The 19325-nt window shown below is 45.1% G+C and carries 15 protein-coding genes; 12 read left to right on the plus strand and 3 right to left on the minus strand.

Annotated elements, in window-relative coordinates; all coding sequences use genetic code 11:
• Positions 1-29: 29 nt before the first annotated feature.
• From Q338_RS02545 to Q338_RS02555, 3 genes are all read left to right on the plus strand, one after another.
• On the plus strand, positions 30-884 hold the full coding sequence (locus Q338_RS02545; RefSeq protein ID WP_342766992.1) for an RnfABCDGE type electron transport complex subunit B: 855 nt from the start codon (positions 30-32) through the stop codon (positions 882-884).
• A 124-nt stretch (positions 885-1008) separates the two neighbouring features.
• Positions 1009-2058, plus strand: a complete 1050-nt coding sequence (argC, locus tag Q338_RS02550; RefSeq protein ID WP_115723666.1) for an N-acetyl-gamma-glutamyl-phosphate reductase — start codon at positions 1009-1011, stop codon at positions 2056-2058.
• A 49-nt stretch (positions 2059-2107) separates the two neighbouring features.
• Positions 2108-3496, plus strand: coding sequence for a tetratricopeptide repeat protein (locus Q338_RS02555; protein WP_034291662.1), 1389 nt, complete (start codon positions 2108-2110; stop codon positions 3494-3496).
• Positions 3497-3533: 37 nt separating this feature from the next.
• Here Q338_RS02555 and Q338_RS02560 read toward each other — a convergent pair whose 3' ends face one another.
• The gene (locus Q338_RS02560) at positions 3534-4688 is read right to left on the minus strand and encodes a trans-sulfuration enzyme family protein (RefSeq protein ID WP_034291663.1); all 1155 of its coding nucleotides are present in this window, start codon (positions 4686-4688) and stop codon (positions 3534-3536) included.
• 193 nt (positions 4689-4881) lie between these two features.
• Complete coding sequence (locus Q338_RS02565; RefSeq protein WP_034291701.1) at positions 4882-7128, minus strand: nitric-oxide reductase large subunit; 2247 nt, start codon at positions 7126-7128, stop codon at positions 4882-4884.
• A 455-nt stretch (positions 7129-7583) separates the two neighbouring features.
• Between Q338_RS02565 and nirK the strand changes: the two genes are divergently transcribed.
• The 3 genes from nirK (at position 7584) to ppsA (ending at position 13041) form a co-directional block, all read left to right on the plus strand.
• Entirely contained in the window at positions 7584-9086 is a 1503-nt protein-coding gene (gene nirK / locus Q338_RS02570) for a copper-containing nitrite reductase (RefSeq protein ID WP_034291665.1), read from the plus strand.
• A 290-nt stretch (positions 9087-9376) separates the two neighbouring features.
• Entirely contained in the window at positions 9377-10225 is an 849-nt protein-coding gene (dapF, locus tag Q338_RS02575) for a diaminopimelate epimerase (RefSeq protein ID WP_034291667.1), read from the plus strand.
• A 425-nt stretch (positions 10226-10650) separates the two neighbouring features.
• Positions 10651-13041: a phosphoenolpyruvate synthase gene (gene ppsA, locus Q338_RS02580; protein WP_034291669.1), complete on the plus strand. Its 2391-nt coding sequence runs from the start codon at positions 10651-10653 to the stop codon at positions 13039-13041.
• Positions 13042-13168: 127 nt separating this feature from the next.
• On the opposite strand, the gene Q338_RS14315 is transcribed toward ppsA, so the two are convergent.
• Positions 13169-13327, minus strand: a complete 159-nt coding sequence (locus tag Q338_RS14315) for a hypothetical protein (RefSeq protein ID WP_156961023.1) — start codon at positions 13325-13327, stop codon at positions 13169-13171.
• A 438-nt stretch (positions 13328-13765) separates the two neighbouring features.
• Here Q338_RS14315 and nudB point away from each other — a divergent pair, with 438 nt between their 5' ends.
• From nudB to Q338_RS02610, 6 genes are all read left to right on the plus strand, one after another.
• Entirely contained in the window at positions 13766-14215 is a 450-nt protein-coding gene (nudB, locus tag Q338_RS02585; RefSeq protein ID WP_034291671.1) for a dihydroneopterin triphosphate diphosphatase, read from the plus strand.
• A 34-nt stretch (positions 14216-14249) separates the two neighbouring features.
• Positions 14250-14657 carry a SirB2 family protein gene (locus Q338_RS02590; protein WP_051968435.1) on the plus strand — a complete coding sequence of 136 codons (408 nt, stop codon included), beginning with the start codon at positions 14250-14252 and terminating at the stop codon, positions 14655-14657.
• 9 nt (positions 14658-14666) lie between these two features.
• Positions 14667-15554, plus strand: coding sequence for an NAD(+)/NADH kinase (locus tag Q338_RS02595; protein WP_034291673.1), 888 nt, complete (start codon positions 14667-14669; stop codon positions 15552-15554).
• 307 nt (positions 15555-15861) lie between these two features.
• Positions 15862-17151: a M23 family metallopeptidase gene (locus Q338_RS02600; RefSeq protein WP_034291674.1), complete on the plus strand. Its 1290-nt coding sequence runs from the start codon at positions 15862-15864 to the stop codon at positions 17149-17151.
• Positions 17152-17245: 94 nt separating this feature from the next.
• Positions 17246-18355, plus strand: a complete 1110-nt coding sequence (locus Q338_RS13665) for a putative phage abortive infection protein (RefSeq protein ID WP_051968436.1) — start codon at positions 17246-17248, stop codon at positions 18353-18355.
• 148 nt (positions 18356-18503) lie between these two features.
• On the plus strand, positions 18504-19217 hold the full coding sequence (locus Q338_RS02610) for an ankyrin repeat domain-containing protein (RefSeq protein ID WP_248784399.1): 714 nt from the start codon (positions 18504-18506) through the stop codon (positions 19215-19217).
• Positions 19218-19325 lie beyond the last annotated feature (108 nt).

Below are 19325 nucleotides of genomic sequence, written 5' to 3' on the forward strand. Positions count from 1 at the left end.
ATCTAATTCTTTATAAAGATAGATTCCTGATACACCTTACCGCCATGCCAAATGTTCAACAAATTAACCAATTATTACCGCAAACACAATGCCGTGAATGCGGTTTTTCAGGCTGCCTGCCTTATGCCGAAGCACTTGTGAAGGGCGAAGCAGAATTGAATTTGTGCGCGGCGGGCGGTGAAGTGGTGATGTTGGATTTGGCAAATGTGCTGCAACGCACCCCCAAGCAGCCTGAAAAAATCCAGCCCAAAACATTAGCATGGATAGATGAAACGGTGTGCATAGGTTGTACCGCCTGTATTCGTGCTTGTCCTGTGGACGCGATTATGGGTGCGTCCAAACTTATGCACACGGTATTGTCGGACGAATGCACAGGTTGTGGTTTATGCGTTGCACCTTGCCCTGTGGATTGTATTTATCTGATTGATGTGGCAGATGAATTTTTGCCGCGCAATCATTATTTGGCAGACCAAATTCGTGTCAGCAATGAACCGCGTTTTCAGGCTGCCTACCACGCGCAAAGCCGCTATGAGCAACACAATGCGCGTAAACAACGCGAAAACGAAGCGCGTCAAGCCAAACTCGCCGCTCGTGAAGCGGCAAATAAACAGCCAACGCCCAATAGCGAAACCAGCAAAACCGCGTTTAACCCCGCCCATTTAATCGCACAAGCGATGGCAAAAGCACAGGCGCAACAAAATCAACGCGTTGTGCCAAATAATCGGGCGGATTTCCAGCAAATTCAAATTCAAAAAGCGCAAGAAAAAGCCGCTTACAGCCGCGCCATGATGAAAATGCAATATGGCAATGAAGACGAAAAAGCCGTCGCATTGGCATGGTTGCGCGAATACAAATTGGCGCAAGAAGAAAAATTAAATCAGTAGATTCATTTTATTTACGAACACAGTTTTAAATCCAGCCCATTATTCAGGCTGCCTTTTTGTTTTCCATAAAAAAGGCAGCCTGAAAAACAGCCATCACATCGTTTTATATAAAAAGGACAATAAAATCATGCACAAATTGAATATAGGCATAGTCGGTGCAACAGGTTACACAGGGGTGGAATTGCTCCGTTTGTTGGCGCGACACCCAAATGCGAATGTAGTCGCTGTAACCAGTCGTGGTGAAGCGGGCGTGCATATTGCGGATTATTTTCCGAATTTGCGTGGTGTGTATGATTTGGTGTTTCAAAATCCTGAAAATGCACAATTGGAACAATGTGATGTGGTCTTTTTTGCCACGCCACATGGGGTGGCGATGCGTGATGCGCCTGCGCTGTTGGCGGCTGGTGTAAAAGTGATTGATTTGTCGGCAGATTTTCGTATTAAAGATATTCCTACTTGGGAGAAATGGTACGGTTTGCCTTTTACGGCGGCGGACGCGTTGGCAGAAGCGGTGTATGGTTTATGTGAATTAAACCGTGAGCAAATTCGCAACGCACGGCTGGTGGCAAATGCAGGTTGCTATCCGACTTGCGTGTCTTTGCCTTTGATTCCTTTATTGAAAAATCAAGCTTTGTTACCCGATATGCCAATTATTGCTGATTGCAAATCGGGCGTGTCGGGTGCGGGGCGTAAGGCGGCGGTAAACACGCTGTTTTGTGAAGCCAGCGATAATTTCAAAGCGTATGGTGTGGCTGGGCATAGACATTTGCCCGAAATTCGTCAAACCATCAATGAATTGCAAACAGGTATTGCGGACAAATTGATTTTTGTGCCACATCTCACGCCGATGATACGCGGTATGTTGGCAACCACTTATGTGCATTTGCGCGATGGCGTGAATCCGCATGATTTATTGACGGAATTTTATGCCGATAGTCCATTTGTGGACATTATGCCTATTGGTAGTAGCCCAGAAACGCGCAGTGTGCGTGGCGCAAATATTTGCCGTATTGCGGTGCAGCGCGCGCCCGAATTTGATGGCAATGTGTGGATACTTTTGAGTGTACAAGACAATTTGGTTAAAGGTGCGGCTGGGCAAGCGGTGCAAAATATGAATGTGATGTTTGAATTGGCTGAAACCACAGGTTTAGATGATGTGGCTGTGTTGCCCTAAATTTTAGGCAGCCTAAAAAGTGTGAAATAAAAAGAAATAAAAGAAATAAATGTTTACCTTCCAAGCTCCACCTTATCTCTTTCACAATGATTTGGACATTTCTGATGCCCAAGTCAGCCAATTTACGCCCATTTATTACTCCAAACGCTTTTCCGCTATTCGTGATTCTGAACAAAATCCTTTGCATTATGAAAATCGGGTGGTGTTAGAAGCGGGCGATATTGTGCTGCATTTGGTGGCGGAGCAAGGGCGCGTGGCGAGAGTGGAAATTGCGCGGGTTTGGGACACTTTATATTATGAAGATGGCTCGCCAATTGGTGCGGTATTGGTTTCGCCCGAAGAAGACCAGTTAAACAATTATTATATTTTTACCAAAATTGACGCGACAGGCGAAGAAAAAAGTTATTTCTGCAATTGCAATACTTTAGACCAAAAACAAATTCATCGTCATACCGAATTATTAAGCCGTAAACACACGGTAGGAAAAATTTGGTTGCCTGAAAAAGACAGCACTCAGCCCAGCCAATTAAGCAATACCACACCTTACCCCAATCAGATTTCTGATGAGTATTTACATCATGCGGTGGTACATTATGCGCGGCAGGGCAATCCTGCTTGCCTGTTTGCGGCGGCTTTTTGGTTTCGGGAGCAGGGCAAAACCCAGCAAGCCATTCATGGTTTGCAAAAGGCGGCGGAAAAACATTTTCCATTTGCGTGGCTGGAATTGGGTTTTGAATATCATGAAGATGGGATTTTGGGCAGTCACCCCGATAAAGCCGTTACCTGTTTTCGTCAGGCTGCCTATGGTGGTTTACCTTTGGCGAATTATCAATTGGCGTTGGCGCACATTGACGGCATAGGCACGGAGCAAAGCGATACTTTGGCACTCAGCCACATGCAAAAAGCTAAAGATGGTGGCATTTTGGCGGCAAATTTAGCATTAGCCTTGTATTATCGCAATGGCTCGTTTAACCATTTGCGTCCGCCCAGCAGCCCATATCGCACGCTGACACCGCATGAAGTGGACTACAATCAAGCGGCACAATTATTCTTTCAGGCTGCCAGCGCACCTTGGTACAACGCACCGATTGCCGCCTATTATCTCGCCGAATGCTACCGCACAGGTTCGGGCGTATTGATGGATAAGGAATATGCGCGTGAATTGTATCGCCAAGCCGCCACTACAGGCAATTTATTGCATGAAGAAATCCAAACTGCCGCCTATTACAACGGCGATGTGGAACGCCTAACCCAAATCGCGGAAGATGAGCCTTTTGCGGCATATTTGGTGGGGCGCATGTATTGGTTTGGCGAATTTGCGCCGAAAAATTATGAAATTGCCAAACGCTATTTGAAAATTGCCGCGAATTCAGGGCATAGTTGCGCGGAAGAAGCCAGCCAATTATTGCAAAATTCGCGCGACCATTGGCGCATATAAATAGGCAGCCTGAAAGATTTTCAGGCTGCCTGAATCTTTATTTCAAAGTATCCAAAGCATTCGCAATATCTTGATAAATATCGTCAATATCTTCAATCCCTACCGAAAAACGCAACAAGCCTTCTTCAATGCCCAAGCTGGCTTTCACGCTCGGCGACATACCGCTATGTGATTGCGTGTAACTGTGATTTACTAAACTTTCCACGCCACCCAAACTGGAAGCCATGCTAATGATTTTTAAATTTTTGATGACTTGGTTGGCGGCAGCAATCGTATTGTTTTTCAAATAGATGGACACGACACCGCCAAAACCACGCATTTGTTGTTTGGCGAGTTCATGGTGTTCGTGGTCGGGCAAGGCTGGGTAGAATACTTTAGCGACTGCGGGGTGATTTTGCAAGCGTTTGGCTAATTCGTGGGCGTTGGTGCAATGGCGTTCCATGCGCACGGCGAGCGTTTTGATGCCGCGCAACACCAACCAGCAATCCATAGGACCTGCGATTGCACCACTCATGACCAGCATATTATTTAATGCTGTGGCTAATTTTTCATCTTTCACCACCGCCGCGCCAATCAACACGTCCGAATGCCCACCCAAATATTTGGTTGCCGAATGAAAGACAATATCACAGCCCATTTCCAATGGATTTTGCAAATAAGGCGTGGCAAAAGTATTGTCAATGCCCACAAGTGCGCCGTGTGCTTTGGCTTTAGCGGCGAGCGTTTTGATGTCCACCAAACGCAAAAGTGGATTAGACGGCGTTTCCAGCCACAGCATTTTAACTTGTTGTTCAGCAAGAATTTTATCCAATGCGCTGGGGTCGGTTAAGTCGGCGAAAATCACATTCACGCCCCATTGGGCATAAACTTCGGTCAATAAATCGTAGCTGCCGCCGTAAATATCACTAACCGCTACAATCGTGTCATTTGGACGCAAAAAAGTGCGGAAAATCACGTCAATCCCCGCAATGCCACTCGCAAACGCGAAACCGTGCGTGCCTTTTTCCAATGTAGCGATGGTGTCTTCCAAAGTTTTGCGGGTGGGATTGGCAAGTCTTGAATATTTAAAGGGAATTTGCTCGTTGATTTCGTGCATGGCAAACATGCTGTTTTGGTAAATGGGTGGCATGAGTGCGCGATTGTGGTCGTTGTGGTCGTAGGCGGTGTGGATTAATTCGGTGTTGAATTGCATGATATTTCTCGTTTGTTAATATGATGAAAAGGGGAATGGTAACGCGTTTCAGGCAGCCTGAAAATGGTTTTACGATAATTAGAGAGATTTTTTGATGATTTTTTTTGAAATAATGAGATTTTTGGTTGGGGGTATAGTTCAGGCAGCCTGAAAAATCATTTTCAGGCTGCCTGAATATTATTCAATCAAATTATTAAGCTGCTTTGTCTTTGCTGATAGACATTTTAATTACTTGCCATGCAAACAAGCACGCACCGCCAATAAATACTAAATCCGACAAAGTACGCAACCAGCGCAAGGCTTCCAAATGCCCTTGTTGCATAAACGCTTCGCTACGTGCATACCACAAACCATGCGTAATAGAAGCCGCCGCTTGATAAACACCAATGGGCAACAAGCTGGAAATAATCATGCCTACCAAACCCGCGTTCATCAACCAAAAGCCCCAAGACATTTGTTTTTCATCGTAAGTGTAATGCGGTTTGATGTAGCAACCCACCATCAACACAAAACCCAATGCCAAGAAACCATACACACCAAACAATGCCGCATGGGCGTGTACCGCAGTCGTGTTCAAACCTTGTAAGTAGAACAAGGAAATCGGCGGATTAATCAGGAAACCAAACACGCCCGCGCCCAGCATATTCCAGAACGCCACAGCCACAAAACTCATCAAAGGCCAACGCAAACGTTTCATCCAAGGTGCAGCGTGTTGATGAGACCAATGTTCATATGCTTCATGACCCAACAAAATCAAGGGTACCACTTCCAAAGCAGAGAATGATGCACCTGCTGCCATGATGGGCGTGGTTGTACCTGAAAAATACAAGTGATGGAATGTTCCTGGTACACCACCCACCAAGAACAGGCTGCCTGCAACCAAAGAAGCCACCGTTGCCGATTTGTAGCTCACCAAACCCAAATTGTAGAAAATAAATGCCAATGCTGCAGTAGCAAATACTTCAAAGAAGCCTTCCACCCACAAATGCACCACCCACCAACGCCAGTATTCCATTACCGCCAAAGTCGTGTGTTCGCCGTAGAATAAACCAGGGCCATAGAACATGCCCACGCCCACAATAGACGCCACGAAAATCGCCAACAAGTTTTTGTCGCCGCCATTTTTAAAGGCAGAAACCGTACAACGTAACATCAGGAACAGCCACAATAGGAAACCCACATACAACAAGATTTGCCAGAAGCGACCCAAATCCAAATATTCATAACCCTGATGACCAAACCAGAAGTTTGCGCTACCAGACAATTTATTCAACACGATAGACGTGAAATTACCCGCATACGAACCCGCCACCACAATAAACAATGCGATGTACAATAAATTCACGCCCAAGGCTTGAAATTTCGGGTCTTTACCACCGTTAATAATCGGCGCAACAAACAAACCAGCCGTCAAGAAACCCGTTGCAATCCAGAACAAGGCAGACTGCAAATGCCAAGTACGCGCCAATGAATACGGCAAAATTTGCGACAATTCAATGCCAAAGAACGTTTGACCTTCCACCGTATAGTGCGCCACCAAACCACCCAGCAAAATTTGTACAATAAACAAAATCACTGTCAAAGCCGCATATTTCCACAAAGCTTTTTGTGAGGGTGTCAAAACCACTTTGCTCAATGGGTCAGATTCAGGCACTTTTGGCTCATCATCGTGGCTACGCATGAAATGGTAGCCCCACACCAAAAAGCCCACGCCAGCCAACAAAAACACAATGGAAGCCAACGACCACATCACATTTTCCGTGGTTGGCACATTGTCAATCAAAGGCTCATGTGGCCAGTTATTGGTATAAGTTGCCACGCTGTCAGGGCGATTTGCCGAAGCCGACCACGCTGTCCAGAAAAAGAAATTTGCCAAATGTTTACGCGCTTGCTCATCGGGCAAGGTGTTGGTTTTCATGGCAAAAGATTCGCGGGTTTGATTCAATTCCGCTTTATCGCCATACAAATCCACATAATATTGCGAAACTTGCGCGATGGCTTTCACACGCGTATCGGATAATTTCACATTGCCTGAAGCGTCCACACCGCTTTGTTCACGGTATTCTTGTTTCAAACGTGCTTGAATGGTGGCTTTTTGCGCCACGTCCAAATCATCAAATTTTTTACCGTGTTCGGCTTGCGCGGTCAAATCCAGCCACGCCACCAATTCGCGGTGTAAAAAATCTGCTGTCCAGTCAGGTGCTTGATATGCGCCATGACCTAAAACCGAACCCAATTCCATACCGCCCGTGCTTTGCCATGCGGATTGACCTTTCAAAATATCGTCTTTGGTCATCACGGTTTGACCGCTTGCCGAAACGTATTGTTCGGGGAACGGTGGGGCTTGGCGATACACTTCCACGCCCAAATAACCCAATAGCGCGAAAGTTAGGGTCAATACACACATTAAAGTGTACCACAGTTTTTTATACTGTCCCATTTTTGTGCTCCAGAATATATTATTGAAAAAAATTTTTTTTGGTTTTTCATTCATGAATAATGAATGTTAAGGATTGTAACACGGCAGCCTGAAAAAAGGTATCCTAAATAAGACAAGAAAAGTGATTTTTTGGGAAATTTGTGGGTTTTTTGACTCGTGCATTGCGTGTGTTGAAAAAATATCATAAAGTTTGTAAAAGTATAATTTTTATTATTCAATTACTTGATGAAATTTTCAGGCAGCCTGAAACGCTTAAAGTTTCATATTTTATGAAAATTTGATTTTTATCAAATCATGTAAATTTATCTTAACGCATAATGGCAGCCAATACAAAAACAAACCATTTTTCAGGCTGCCTGAAGAGAGAATTTGATTTTTAAGATTAAAATAATTACTTCAGATAGTTTGGACTAATACTAAAGAATTAGATAAACTTCAACACAAGGAATACGACCATGAAACTGCGTACACTTGCTTTATTGATTGCTTCCAGCTTTGCGATTGCCGCCTGTGCGCCGCAACAACAAACTGCACCTAAAGCAGAAAAATCCACCGAAAAATCCGCTCCCGCAGCCGACAGCAAAAAATCGGCTGAAGCCGATAAACCCGCCAGCGAATTGCCTGTGGTGGACGCTGTGATGACACACGCACCACTCGCGCCGCCACCGATTGACCGCGACCATGCCGCTCGTGTGAAAGTGAAAATTGAAGTGGCTGAAAAAGTGATGCGCATGGCTGATGGCGTGGAATACAAATTCTGGACATTCGGCGGTCAAGTACCAGGGCAAATGATTCGTGTGCGTGAGGGTGATATTGTGGACGTGGAATTTGCCAACCGTTCAGATTCTACTGTGCCACATAATATTGACTTCCATGGTGCAACAGGTCCAGGTGGCGGTGCGGAAGCTTCATTTACTGCACCAGGTCATGTGTCTAATTTCAGCTTCAAAGCCTTGCAACCTGGTTTGTATATTTACCATTGCGCCACTGCACCTGTGGGCATGCACATCGCTAATGGTATGTATGGTTTGATTTTGGTTGAACCAAAAGGCGGCTTGCCCAAAGTGGACAAAGAATTCTATGTGGTACAAGGCGATTTCTACACCAAAGGCAAATACGGCGAACAAGGCTTGCAACCATTTGATATGGAAAAAGCCATCAAAGAACAACCTGATTATGTGGTATTTAACGGCAGCGTAGGCTCTATTGCGGGCGACAACGCTTTGAAAGCAAAAGTGGGCGAAACCGTGCGCTTGTTTGTGGGCAATGGTGGACCAAACTTGGTGTCTTCATTCCATGTGATTGGCGAAATTTTTGACAATGTTTATGTGGAAGGCGGCGATTTGATTAACAAAAATGTGCAAACCACTTTGGTGCCTGCGGGTGGTGCGGCGATTGTTGATTTCAAAATTGACGTTCCAGGAACTTATAATTTGGTTGACCACTCTATTTTCCGTACCTTTAACAAAGGCGCATTGGGTCAATTGAAAGCGGAAGGCGAAGAAAATAAAGAAATCTTCTCTGGCAAATTGTCTGACAATATTTACCAATCTGAAGGTGGGGCGATTCAAACCGTACCTTTGAGTGCGAGCGAAGCTGCTAAAGTGCAAGCTGGCGCACCCAAAGCGGGTACAAAAGAAGAGCGTATTGCCGCAGGTAAAACGGTTTACAATGCTAACTGTATGGCTTGTCATGGCGCAGAAGGTAAAGGCGTGGAAGGCGCATTCCCACCGTTGGCAGGTTCTGATTATTTGAATGAAGACCCGAAACGCGGTATTCATGCGATTACCAAAGGTTTAAGCGGTAAAATCACAGTAAATGGCAAGGAATACAACAGCGTAATGCCTGCAGTGGCGTTGAAAGATGAAGATGTTGCCAATGTTTTGACCTATGTATTGAATAGCTGGGGTAACAAAGGCGGTGAAATTACCCCTGCTGATGTGGCTGGCAGCAAATAATTGATTACCTTGTAAGAAGAGGCTGCCTGAAAATCTGGGAAACTGGGTTTTTGGGCAGTTTTTTTGGTTTTCAGGCTGCCTTTCAGTATTACGCACCGAAATTTCAATTATTTGAATGATTTGGTGCGTGGTACGCACCCTACATTTTGGGTATTTGTCAAAATGGTCGTGTACTGAAAAGCTGCTTGATTAAATGGGGAAAATACTGGGATTGCCCACCCAAATATAAAAGGCAGCCTGAAAACGAAAATTTGCGTTAAAATACGCAAAATTTTATAGGAGATTTTAACATGGCTATATTGAAATTCAGCAAAATGCACGGTTTGGGCAATGATTTCATGGTGGTAGATGGCACGCGCCAAGCGTTCTTGCCCGATGAACAATTGATTCGGCAATGGGCAAACCGCCACACAGGGATTGGCTTTGACCAATTATTATTGGTAGAACCCAGCCAAAGCGCAGGCGTGGATTTCCGCTACCGCATTTTCAACGCTGATGGCAGCGAAGTGGAACAATGTGGCAATGGCGCACGTTGCTTTGTTAAATTTGTTACCGAACAAGGTTTGAGCGACAAATCCGAAATTGTGGTGGAAACCGCCAAAGGCATTATCAAACCGCGTTTAAATGAAGATGGTTTGGTAACGGTAAACATGGGGCAACCGCGTTTTACGCCCGATGAAGTGCCGTTTGTGTTGCGTTCTGGCGAAGAAGTGGGCGCAAATAGTTATATTGTGGTCAATGGTTTAGACAGCGCGGAAATGAGTTTGTTGAGCATGGGCAATCCGCACGCGGTGATGTTGGTAAACGATGTGGCGAATGCGCCTGTGGAAGATTGGGGCACGGCATTGCAAAAACATCAGCGTTTCCCTGAGCGTGTGAATGTGGGTTTTATGCAAATTGTTGATAATCAACATATTAAATTGCGCGTATTTGAACGCGGCACAGGGGAAACTTTGGCGTGTGGCACGGGTGCGTGTGCGGCGGTGGTGTCGGGTGTGCGTTGGGGTTTGCTGGCAGCTGGCGAAGCGGTACGCGTGGAATTGGCTGGCGGCGATTTGTACATTAGCTGGCAAGAGGGCAGCGATGTGATGATGACTGGACCTGCGCTTACTGTGTTCACAGGCGAATTAGCGTATTGATTTTTTGGGAAATTTGGTTTTCAGGCTGCCTTTTTTGGGTGCAACGAAATGTAGGATGTGCCACGTAATGAAAGGCAGCCTGAAAACAAAAATGGGGCGAATCTCCCAAATTCGCCCCATTTTTGTTTGATAAAATTAAAAAATTACACTCTATTACAAATTTGCCAAAATTTACCCCAAAATCAGCAAAATTTAAATAATAATATTAACAAATCCCATAAATTTATCTGAAATTAACCCAATTCTTTGCATGATTAGCTATGAAATGACAAAAAATTTCATTGCGCTACATCAATAAAAACCTTTATTTTTCAGGCAGCCTGAAATTTTTTTTCGCAAAAAAACATGACAATTTGAGCAAGTACGACTAAAATAAACCCAATTTCATTGTAACCTTATCTTTACAAAACACGAAAGGACGCAGAATGTCTCAATACGTTATCTGGTTTGAAAACTTACGCATGACCGATGTGGAAAGCGTGGGCGGTAAAAACGCTTCTTTGGGCGAAATGATTAGCCAGCTCACCGAAAAAGGCGTGCGCGTCCCAGGGGGCTTTGCCACCACCGCCGAAGCCTATCGCGCTTTTTTGGCACACGAAGGCTTGAATGAGCGCATTTCGGCGGCGTTGGCGGCTTTAGATGTGGACGATGTGGCAGAATTAGCGCGTGTGGGCAAAGAAATTCGCCAATGGATTTTGGAAACACCATTCCCAGAACAATTAAACGATGAAATTGAAACCGCATGGAACAAAATGCTCGCCGATGCCGATGGCGCGGACATTTCTGTGGCGGTACGTTCTTCTGCTACGGCGGAAGATTTGCCCGATGCATCGTTTGCTGGGCAACAAGAGACGTTTTTGAATATTCATGGCTTGGACAATGTGAAAGAGGCAATTCATCACGTTTTCGCTTCTTTGTACAATGACCGCGCCATTTCTTATCGTGTACACAAAGGTTTTGAGCATGATGTGGTGGCGTTGAGCGCAGGCATTCAACGCATGGTGCGCTCGGATAGTGGCGCGGCTGGCGTGATGTTCTCCATTGACACCGAAAGCGGTTTTGAAGACGTGGTGTTCATCACATCGTCTTACGGTTTGGGCGAAACGGTGGTGCAAGGCGCAGTCAATCCCGATGAATTTTATGTGCATAAACCCACTTTACGCGCGGGCAAACCCGCCGTATTACGCAAAACTTTGGGTTCAAAACTCATCAAAATGACCTTTACCGACAGCGCACAAGCAGGTAAATCCGTTCAAACAGTAGATGTGCCTGTGGCAGAACGCAAAAAATTCTCCATCACCAACGATGAAATCACCGAATTGGCGAAATACGCTTTGATTATTGAAGAACATTACGGTCGCCCAATGGATATTGAGTGGGGTCGTGATGGCTTGGACGGCAAATTGTATATTTTACAAGCGCGTCCTGAAACAGTTAAATCTCAAGAAAATCAATCAAATAGCTTGCGCCGTTACACCATCACGGGCGAACGCAAAGTGTTGTGCGAAGGTCGTGCAATTGGGCAAAAAGTGGGGCAAGGCAAAGTGCGTTTGGTGCAAGGCGCACATGAAATGCACTTGGTGGAAGCAGGCGATGTACTCGTTACCGACATGACCGACCCCGATTGGGAACCCGTGATGAAACGCGCCGCCGCCATCGTAACCAATCGCGGCGGACGCACTTGCCACGCGGCGATTATTGCGCGTGAATTGGGCATTCCTGCTGTGGTGGGTTGCGGCAACGCTTCGGCAATGCTGGCTGATGGGCAAGAAGTAACCGTGTCTTGCGCGGAAGGCGATACTGGCTTTATTTACAATGGTTTGCTGAATGTGGCGGTGGAAGAAATCGCCTTGGACAATATGCCACCATCACCCGTGAAAATCATGATGAATGTGGGCAACCCTGAATTGGCGTTCAGTTTTGCCAATATTCCGAGCGAAGGCATTGGTTTGGCGCGTATGGAATTTATTATTAACCGTCAAATTGGCATTCACCCACAAGCCTTGTTGGACTTTGATAAATTAGACGAAGATTTGCAAGACGATATCCGCGACCGCATCGCAGGTTACGATTCGCCAACTGATTTTTATGTGGATAAAATCGCGGAAGGCGTGGCGACTTTAGCCGCTTCGGTTTACCCGAAAAAAGCGATTGTGCGTATGTCTGATTTCAAATCCAATGAATACGCTGGTTTGGTGGGCGGCGACATTTACGAGCCACACGAAGAAAATCCGATGTTGGGTTTCCGTGGCGCGGCGCGTTATGTGTCTGAAAGTTTTAAAGAATGTTTTGCAATGGAATGCCGTGCGCTCAAGCGTGTGCGCGATGACATGGGTTTGACCAATGTGGAAATCATGATTCCATTTGTACGCACGTTGGCTGAAGCAGAACAAGTCATTCATATTTTGAAAGAAAATGGTTTGGAACGCGGCAAAAACGGTTTGCGTTTAATCATGATGTGCGAATTGCCAAGCAATGCGGTGTTGGCAGAACAATTCTTGAAATATTTTGACGGCTTCTCCATCGGCTCCAACGACATGACCCAGCTCACTTTGGGCGTGGACAGGGACAGTGGCGGTCAAATCGCGGCTTCGTTTGACGAACGCAATCCTGCGGTGAAAGTGATGTTAAGTTTGGCGATTTCAGCCTGCCGTAAGCAAAATAAATATGTGGGCATTTGCGGTCAAGGTCCATCTGACCACCCTGATTTTGCGAAATGGCTGGTGGAAGAGGGCATTGAAAGCGTGTCGCTCAACCCCGATACGGTCGTGGAAACATGGTTGTATTTGGCAAAAGAATTGAATCATACCCACTAATTTCTGAATGATTTTCAGGCTGCCTGTTTTGTTTTTTGAGACAAAATAGGCAGCCTGAAAGTTTTTTATTATTTGTGGATAATTTTGTGGGGATAATTTCAGGCAGCCTTACAGTACACGACAAAACTTATGTAGGGTGCGTATTACGCACCAAAATTCCAGATTGTTTGAATGATTTGGTGCGTGATACGCACCCTACATAAGTTTTGTCGTGTACTGAAAGGCAGCCTGAAACCCCAATTTTACCCAACTTATCCACAGGTTTTACGCACAAAAAAATTTTCATAATAAAATCAAAGAAACCCTGATTTTATGCGGCTTCGGAATCATAATTTTCACTTTTTGACAAGTGTTAATTTATGTAATTAAATCAATTATTACTAAATAATATTTTGATTTTTCAATTAAATTTTCGTTGCTTAAAAAATAGGCAACAAAGGAATTGCCATTGATTTTAAAATGAATTTTGTCCATTTTTGGGCTGTTTTTGACGACTTATCCACAGAAACTGTGGATAACTTTTGTGGATAATTGGCTTGTGGATAAGTTTGTTGCTTTGCCTGTGGATAACTTTGTAAAAAATTGATTTATTTGTATAAATGAATTATATAGTCGTAGAAGTGAAAATGCAGTATCAGACGACAACGCCCGCCGTGTACGACTATAGAATGATTTAATTTTTAGTTGGCTATATAATGCCGCTTTTGTTCAATGGTTCAAAATAATGCAGCCTGAAAAACCTGTGAAACAACCCATTTCCGTTCTGGTCGTGTTGCACGATGGCGCGGGCAATGTCCTGTTGTTGGAACGCGCCGACCGTACGGATTTTTGGCAATCGGTTACGGGCAGTTTGGAAGTGGGCGAAACGCCGTTTCAGGCTGCCTTGCGCGAAGTGGCGGAAGAAACAGGCGTGAAATTGGCAGCACACGAATTGCACGATTGGCAATTTCACACAGAATACGAAATTTATCCACATTGGCGACACCGTTATGCAGACGGAGTAACGCATAATACGGAACATTGGTTTGCCGCACAAATTGCGCCACACACGGAATTGGTTTTGACCGAACACACGGCGTTTGAGTGGCAGCCTGCACGAATGGCGGCGGAACGTGTGTTTTCGCCGTCTAATCGGGACGCAATTTTGCGATTATTGCATGTTCAGGCTGCCTGAAATGCTCAATTAACTTTATTTTTGGAGTCATGATATGGCTGAAATATATCCCCATATTAAACATTTGCATTGGTTGTTGATTATTATCAGTTTGATTTTATACAATTTTCGTTTTTGGGCGCGACAGAGGCAGCCTGAAAAACCTGTTCATCTGATTTGGAAAATTTTGCCACACGCCAATGACACCCTATTGCTGTTTTCGGGCATGATGATGATGACGATTGCGAAATGGTCGCCATTTGGTGCTTCATCGTGGTTGGGGATAAAATTATTGTTTGTGGTGGCGTATATTGTGCTGGGCGTGTTGAGTATGCGTAGCGCGGCGCGTTCAGCGAAAGCCTATGCGTTTTACGCGGCGAGTTTGGCGACCATAATTGTGATTGCGTGGTTGGCGCATTGTAAAATGAGTACCGCTTGTCATTTTTTTGCTAACTGGATTTAAATAAAAATCATGAAGTTATATCGCAGTGTGGGCGTGATTACGCGCCCCGATACGCCTGAAATTGCCGATACACTTGCCACGCTGGTGTGCTTTTTGCATGAGCAAAACATCAACGTACGCGTAGATGAACAATGCCGCACCGAACAGCAAACCCACGCTTTCAGGCTGCCTGAAACGCATTTTTGCAGCAAAACGGAATTGGCACAACATTGTGATTTAATTATTGTTTTGGGAGGTGATGGTACATTTTTATCGGCGGCGCGAGAAGTTGCGCCGTATCATGTGCCTTTGGTTGGGGTAAATTTGGGGCATTTGGGTTTTCTGTCGCAGGTGCAACACGAACACATGATAAGCGAATTGTCGCGCATTTTAACGGGTAAGCATTTGACGGAAGAATGTATTATGCTGCAAGCTGATGTGTGGCGTGAAAGCGAACAGATTTTTCAGGGTTTGGCATTGAATGATGTGGTTTTGTCGCGCGGTTTGGCGGGGAAAATGATTGAATTTGAAGTGTTTATCAATCAAAATTTTGTGTACAGTCAGCGTTCTGATGGTTTGATTGTGTCCACGCCCACGGGTTCAACAGCTTATGCTTTGGCGGCGGGCGGGGCGATTTTGCAATCGGGTTTACGCGCGTTCACGTTGGTTCCCGTTTGCCCACAGTCTATGACCAATCGCCCGATTGTGATTGCAGACGAGAGCGAAATTGAAATTTTAGTAACCAAATCAGGCGACGCGCGTTTGCATTACGATGGGCAATCTTATTTTGATGTGCAAACCATGGACAGAATCGTCTTGCACCGCTACGAACACACCGTGCGTGTAATACAACCACTTCATTATCAATACTATGGCACACTGCGGCAAAAATTGCATTGGGGGGAACAATTGGTGTGATTTCAGGCTGCCTTGATATTGTAGGGTACACCGTATAAATAAAAGGCAGCCTGAAACCCATTTCGCAAAAAATGCCATTTGCCAACCAAAACCGTAGATTGTCCACAAAATTGTTGCAATATTGCGACAAGCCCGCGCCCAAGCGTGTAGGCAGCCTGAAAGCCTGATGATTACTGATTTTTCAACTGATTTGATGGACAAATAATTCAAATCAAAGCAAAATTTATCCCAAACCTTTTTAAAAAACTGCTAATATGGCAGTTTGTCTACATACCATTTTGTTTGACAACAAATAGTTATAGAATTTATGAGTAAAACTTTTCTGAAAAAACGTTATGGTTTATTGGTTTTGGCTTTAACCGCGTCAGGCGTGGCTTTGGCAACCGTAAGCCAGCCCGACTTGCCCGTAGCGGCAGCCTACAAAACCGAGCGCGTGGTGCAAGAATTGCCCATGCCCAAATTAACCATCAATGCCAACGCCAGCAGCTATTGGCGCGATGAAGAAGTGCGAACAGGCGATACCCTTGCCCTTGTTTTGCAACGCTTGGGCGTGAGCGCAACCAGCATTCAAAATTTCACCAAAAGCAGCCCCATTGATTTGAAAACTTTGGAATTACGCGCTGGACAAATTGTGAGTGCACGTGTGGATTCGGTGGGCGATGTTACCGACATTCAATTTTTCCGCGATGACGATAACGGCGAGCGCAACCTTGCCGCCATTGAACGCATTAACGGCAAATGGCAATTGAATACCAGCAATATTGACATGGAAACCATGCCATCATTGCGTTCAGTGGTGATTACTTCATCGTCATCGGGTGCTTTGTCGCGGGCGGGTGTGCCTGTGGAAATTCGCACTTCGCTGAAAGAAATGTTTAGCGAAAAATTTAATTTGGACGAATTGGTTGAAGGCGATAGCGTGAGTTTGCTGTATGAAAGCCTGTATTTTCGCGGGCAAGAAGTGGCAACGGGCGATGTGTTAGCCGCCGAAGTTCGCACGCAAGGTAAAACCTACCGCGCCTATTATTTTGAACACGGCGACACGGGCGGTAACTATTATGACGAAAATGGCAACTCATTGACACGCGGTTTTGATGGTCAGCCAATTGAAAATTTCAAACGCATTTCATCGCCTTATGGTATTCGCCGCCACCCTGTGTTGGGTTCTATCCGCATGCACACGGGCATAGACTACGCCGCGCCAATTGGCACGCACATTCTTGCGCCGAGCGATGGGGTAGTAACATTCTCGGGCTGGAAAGGCGGTTATGGTAATACGGTCATGCTCACACACGACAATGGCGTAGAAACGCTGTACGGACACATGCACGCCTATGTGCGCGGCGTGAACGTGGGTACGCGCGTGAAAGCAGGCGATGTGATTGGTTTGGTGGGTTCAACGGGTCGCTCCACAGGACCGCATTTGCATTACGAAGTGCGTATTAATGGGCAACATGTGAACCCTGCCACAGTTGCCTTGCCCACGCCCAAATTGAGCGCGGCAGATTTGGCGGCTTTGAAAAAATATCAGCAAAAAACCGATGAAACCATGGCGGCGGTGCGTGGTTTGCCTGTGATGGTGGCGCAGCGCGATTGATTTTTCAGGCTGTCTGAAAAATGTGGGTGTATTTATTTTTATGAATTTTCAGGCAGCCTGAAAATAGATAACCTATTGAATTAGGATAAACAAAATGCAATTATTTTTGAAACTGGTTACATGGTTTTTGGGTGCGATTTTGATTTTGGGCATTGCCATGCTGATGGCGATGTTGTCCAAAAGCAGCCCGATTTTCTTTTTGCCACAAGCTCCTTGGATTTTCTGGGACGCAACCAATGCGGCGAAACTGGATTTGATGAAATTTACCATTGCCTTGGGTTCATTGATTGCGGCGATGGGTGTAACCAGTTTCAGCTACATGACTTATAAACGTCAAGATAATCAAGATTTTGATGAATTTTTTAACACGCTGCTGCGCCAACACAATGAATTACTCAATCAAATTGATGTGGCAGAATTGGACAAATTAAACGCGGCAATTTTAAAATTGTACCTGTTTAATCGCATTGATAATGACACGGTGGTGGATACAGGCATACGCTTAATGACCATCTTGCAACAATGGAAACAAGCCAATTTCCAAGAAAAGCATTTTGCCGAACATTTGAAAAAATTTAGCCACGAAGCGCAGCACGAAGCTGAATTGATTGACACATTAAATTTGGCGCACGAAACCATGCAAAACCGCAAAGCCAGCACCGATGAACGCATGGCTCGCGCTGAAGACGCATTTGACAAAATGCAAGCATTTTTGCAGCCCCAAAATCGTTTGGACGACACGCCGCGTTTTGAAAAAGCCTTGAAAAATCTGATTGATGGCAATACCAGCGTGAAACCTTATTTGATTACCTTGTATCGTTTACTGCGTTTTGTTGCCTTGTCGGACAAAATCCATAAAGATGAGAAAAAAGAATATTTTGGTTTGATTCGCGCCGCGATTCCGCCCAAAGTGTTGTTTGTGGTTTTGTTTAACAGCAAAGGCTGGCTGCGTGGCAGCAAGCGCGGCGAAACGTATCAGGATTTTTTGCGCCAATCTAAATTGATGGAGCATTTGCCTGTGAACACGGAATGGTTGCAAGAGCTGTTTGAGCCGAATTATGCCAATGGAGAATTGAAAATCGCCCATGATTTAGCGTTCCGCACTTTGGATATTGGGGTGCAAAATTATATTTTTACCGAATCTATTCATAGTGATGCGTTTGGAAAAAGCAATTACCATTTGGCGTGGAAAGCCAAAAAATAAATAACAGGCAGCCTGAATGATTTTTTTCAGGCTGCTTGATTTATTTGGATTACATTTGATATGATTCGCTCCTATTTTATTTTTTATGATAGAGGGTAATCCTATGTTTTATAATAAAATTTTTTCAACATTGCTATTGGCAAGCGTATTGAGTGGGTGTAACAGCACGGCACAAACCGAACAAGCGTCCGCACCCAAAGCCGCCGCTTCTGCTGTTTCAGGCAGCCTGAACGCGGACGGCTGGCGTTTCAGCCGCGCCGAAATGGAAGATATTGCCAATCCGAACAAATTGTCTTGGCGCATTTTTTACGATAAACCATCGGAAGGTAAAGACGCAGCATGGTTTGATGCGGTGAAGCGTGGTAATTTGGAAAAAGTCCGCCAAATGGTTGAAAATGGTCAAGATTTGGAAGCGAAAGACACGGCGAGTTTGGGGCAAACCGCTTTGGGTTGGGCGGCGTTTATTGGTTATGAAGACATGGTGGACTATTTGATTGGCAAAGGCGCAAGTTTGAAAGCCACCGACCGCGGCGATGTGTATAATGTCTTAAAATCAGCCGCTTTGGGCAAAAACACCAATATTGTCAAAAAAGTACACGAAAAATTACGCGCCGAAACCGATTTAAATGACCAAACCATTGAAGACGATGGCGAAACCTTAATTATGGTGGCGGCGAGCAATGGGCGTTTGGAAACGGTGCAATATTTGCTGGCACAGGGCGCAAATCCTAATTTGATTAGCCAAAAGAAAAATCAGAGCGCATTGTCGTTTGCCTGTGAGCGTGGGCATAAAGAAGTGGTGGATTTTTTAATCAGCAAGGGCGCGATTAATCATAAAACCCAAAAATCCAGTTGCCAATAATTTTTTCAGGCTGCCTGTTTGGGTAAAATATCCTGAAATAAATGCTTTAAAAATCATTTAGGCAGCCTGAAAAATGGCTGCCAGCCTTGATAAATCTAGGGTTTTTGT

This window comes from Alysiella crassa DSM 2578, from assembly GCF_000745955.1.
Lineage (GTDB): Bacteria > Pseudomonadota > Gammaproteobacteria > Burkholderiales > Neisseriaceae > Simonsiella > Simonsiella crassa.